The sequence below is a fragment of the Streptomyces sp. NPDC055078 genome (genome assembly GCF_053607985.1).
In genome coordinates this window covers 1-3,981 of record NZ_JBSGUP010000726.1, presented here as the reverse complement: position 1 = coordinate 3,981, position 3,981 = coordinate 1, and the positions used below count along the sequence as shown (strand labels likewise).

Genomic DNA, 3,981 nt, shown 5'->3' with positions numbered 1-3,981 from the left:
CCCGTCCTCCGCCGCGCCCGCACCCGCCCGGACACCCGCGAACGGCGGGGAGTTGCGCCGTACCGGCGACGGCGGCGCCGTTCTCGACGGCATCCGCTACCCCCTGCGCCCCGCTCCCGCCGGCCCCGGCCCCGGCCGCGCAGCCGAGGCCGCACTGCTGGCCGCGTTCGGCGACCGTGCGCCGCTGGCCGGGCTCCTCCCGGCGGCAGAGCCCCGCCGGAGCGCCGCCTTCCGCGACTGGCTCGCGGATGCCCTCACCGACGACCCGCTCACCGACGACCCGCTCAACGAGCGGCTTGACGACGCGCGGGTACCGCCGCTGGACCGGTCGGCGAACGTGCCGCTGAGTCTGCTGGAGCGCGCGGGCCACACCCCGACCGTCTCCCAGCGCGCCCAGGCGGGCCTGCTCGGCGATCTGCTCCCCGCCGTCGACCTCACCGCCGGACCCGCCGTACGGCTGAGGCTGCTGCTCGCGGACCCTCTGCTCGGGGGAGCGGGCACCGAACCGCCGCTGATCCCGCTGCTGGACGCCGCGGCGCGCGCTCTCGGGGTGACGGCCGCCGTCGCGGAGGCGGACGGCACGGTCACCTTCCATGGCGAAACACCCACCGCCGCGCCGTCCGCACTGCTGGTCCGTGACGGTGACCAGTGGCTCACCGGAGCGCCCCCGGCCGCCGCGTCGGCCCTCGCTCCCGGCGGCACCGGCGCGGGCCGGCTCCACCGGGCGGCCCGCGCGGTGGACGCGGCCTCCCCGGCCGTCCGCCGCAGGCTGCGGGATCTGGCCGCCACCCACACCCTGGACCGGGCGCCCGCGTGGATCCGTGGCCGAGTGCGCTACCTGGCGGAGGCCGAGACCTTCGAGGAGCGCCTGGGCCACCACCTCGCCGACGACCCCGCGCTGAACGATCAGATCGGTGTCATGACGGCCGAGCTCTTCCGGCGCGCGGACGCCGCGGGCCGCCGGCACGAGCTGGGCTCGGACGACCCGAGCATCGACGGTGCGGTCGGTACGGACCGGGACCGCATCGAGGAAGTCGCCGTCTCCGGAAATCTGCGCGAGCGCCTGGCCATGCTCTGGATGGGGCTACGGACCACCGCCGACCTGCTGGGCCACCCCCTCTCAGCTCCGCCGCAGCTCCAGGCCGATCGCGTGGACCGGCATCCCGCCCCCGATCTGACCGCCTACGAGGCGCTGGCCGCCCGTGGCGGCAATCTGACCCCCGCCGAGCGCGACCGGCTGGTCCGACTGGAACGAGAACTGCGCGTACCGCTCTCCCCCGAGCGGGTCCGGCCGCCGCTGAGCGGCGCGGAGCGTGCGCTGATGCCGGACGGCGTCCTGCCCTGGATCTCCGGCGCGGCCCGCTACGACATCCCCATGAGCACCGCCCTGCAGTCCACGGCCCAGGCCACCGGTGGCCTGGTGCGGGCCGGTACCTCCGGCACCGCGTACCTGGAGCTGGGCCAGGCCGCGCGGATGCGCGAACAGTGGGGTCTGGACATCGACCTGGGGCTGGTGCGGCTCGCGCTGATCGCGGAGATGCTGCCGGTCCGCCACCATTCGCTGCACGAGATCATGCGGGGTTCGCAGCTGGTCCTGGACGAACTGCGGGCCGCCGGAGCGGCCGAGCCGGCCGACCTCGACTACGCGGACGGCTGGGACCGCTACCGGCGTATCGCCCCGCTCACCGAGGAGGAACTGCGCACGCATGTCGCCAGGGACGGTCTCTTCCCCGACGAGCACGCCCTGGCCGAGATGGGCTGGCCGGACGAGGCGGACCGTAGCCCGGACCCGGACGGGGCCGCCTGGCTCCTCGACCACCGGCGCACTCTGGACGACGTCCTCGACCTCCTGGTGACACTCGGCCCCGCGGTCGTCCCCGACGCCGACGACGGTCCGGTCACCCCCGACCGGCTGCGGCAGCTCATGGCGGACTGGTTCCTGGCCCGTGGCCGGGTTCCCGGCGAAGACCCGGACCGGGACATCGACCACATACTCGACCACCATCACCGACTTTTCCCGAGGAACCCATGAACGACGCAGTGACAGCCACCACCGGCGCCGGGGCCGGACCCGGTGAGGACACCGGGCCACCGGTCCCCGAAGAGATCAGGGAGGCGGCTCGGCGCGCCCCCGACCACTGGCTGGGCATGGTGGACCCGACCTGGGTGGGGCAGGGGGAGCCGCCGAACTGGGCGGTGGTCGGCCAGTGGCGCTCGGGCCTGGACGGCGAGATCGCGGAGTGGCGGCCCAACGAGGAGTACCGCCCCTCTCCGGGGGCCCTCGACTGGCCCGCGCCCACCGACGCCGTCGATGAGGCGGTCCAGCTCGCCGCCACCGGCTACGGTCCCGGCGACGCGGTCACGCGCACCCTGGCAGTCGCCGAGGTCGCGATGCTCCTCGGCCCCGGACGGATGCCCCTGTCGGCCCTCTCTCCTGACGAGGAGCCGGTGGTGCCGGTGTTCACCTCGCCCGTCCATCTGCACGCGGCCGGCCGCTTCGGCTACGAACTGCTCCCCGCGGCGGAGGTCCTGAACCGGCTCCCGGAGGGCCATCTGCTGTATCTCAACGCCTCCGGAGCGGTGAGCATGACCGTCGACTCCGCCGCGCTGCGCCGCGCGGTGGGGGAGACGCGGGCAGTGGCGGACGAGGCGCAGGAGTCCCGGGCCGCGCAGAACCCGGCCGCGGACGGCACGGGGACGGCGTACGCACACTCTCGTGACATGAGCACCGATACGCCGGACCGGGACGGCGGGGGTGCGGACGCCCTCCGGCCGGACGAATCCGGCGGCGCGGTGCACTCCGGCGACGAGGCGAGGACGGGATCGGAAGCGGACACGCAACCGGGCGCGGCGGAACTCCCGCCGCCGGTCAGGCCGTCCACGGTCGGCGGCCCGGCCGGACCGCCGGACGCGACCGGTTCGGCGGCCCTGTACGCCACCGGGTCCACCGAGGCCGGTGGCCCAGTATGACAACGTTCCCCGACAGCTCCGACAGCCCCGACAGCCCCGACAGCCCCGAGTCCGCCGAAGCCCCGGGCGTCCTTGACGCGCGTCCGGTGACCACGTCCGGCCCCGGTTCCCCCGCCCCCGCCGCCGAAGCGCCGGCAGCCGCGGTCCTTCCCGTGGACGTCGAGAACGACACCTGGGGACCCGTACCACGCGGCCACGCCCGGTTCCGCGAACCTCCGGAAGAGATGGTGAAGGCCGCCCGGATCGCGCCCGACCACCTGCTCTCGATGATCGACCGGCACTGGGAAGGCGCCGAAGGCGAAATGCCGCCGCTCTGGGCCGTCCTGGGCCGCTGGCGCAGCGACCCCAACGGCGAGATCGTCGAATGGGAGGAAAACCCCCGCTACCGCCCCTCACCCGATGCCTACGGCTGGGGCCCCGCGCTCAGCCCCGCTGATGCCGCGGTACGCCTGGTGGCCACCCGCTACGAATCCCGGGACCTGCTCGCCCTGGTCCTCGCCGACACCGGGTTGGCGGTCTGCGTCGAGGCCGGGGGCGGCCTGGCGGAGACCGGGACACCGGACGGCATACCCGTCGTCGCGGTCTTCCCGGACGCCTCCGCACTGGACGAGAAGCAGCTGCCGCCGTACAAGCTGATGACGGTGCCCGCCCTGCTCGACCGGCTCCCCGACGACCGGGATGTGCTGTTCCTCAGCTCCTCGGCCCCGGCAGCCCAGCTCCTGACCGCCGACGAACTGCGCACAGGGCTGGCTGATCACCAGCGCTTGGCGGAGTGGGAGGACACGACCGCCCCCGGGGCCGGACTCCTGCCGGCCGGCTTCGACGACATCGCCGACCTGGAGGCAGCCCGCGCCCTGACCGATCCGGAGCACCTGCCCGACCTGACTCACCTGTTCCAGGAGGCCCCGGGGGACGGCGGCTCGGCGGATGCGAACACGGCCGAGGACGGCGACGGGGCCGGGCCCGCCGTGTCCGGGCCGGGCCCCGTGTGACAACGGGGCGGGCCCCGGC

Annotated in this window: 3 protein-coding genes; all 3 read left to right on the top strand. The window is 75.1% G+C overall.

Annotation, left to right across the window (positions count from 1 at the left end; genetic code table 11):
* A partial coding sequence (locus ACWF94_RS35550) for a hypothetical protein (RefSeq protein ID WP_453498372.1) occupies positions 1–2,032 on the top strand: 2,032 nt, incomplete at its 5' end.
* A complete protein-coding gene (locus ACWF94_RS35545) occupies positions 2,029–2,970 on the top strand; it encodes a type VII secretion system-associated protein (RefSeq protein ID WP_453498369.1) in 942 nt (313 codons plus the stop codon). The genes ACWF94_RS35550 and ACWF94_RS35545, both read left to right, overlap by 4 nt.
* Entirely contained in the window at positions 2,967–3,962 is a 996-nt protein-coding gene (locus ACWF94_RS35540) for a type VII secretion system-associated protein (RefSeq protein WP_453498366.1), read from the top strand. The genes ACWF94_RS35545 and ACWF94_RS35540 overlap by 4 nt, the downstream gene beginning before the upstream one ends.
* Positions 3,963–3,981: the final 19 nt, after the last annotated feature.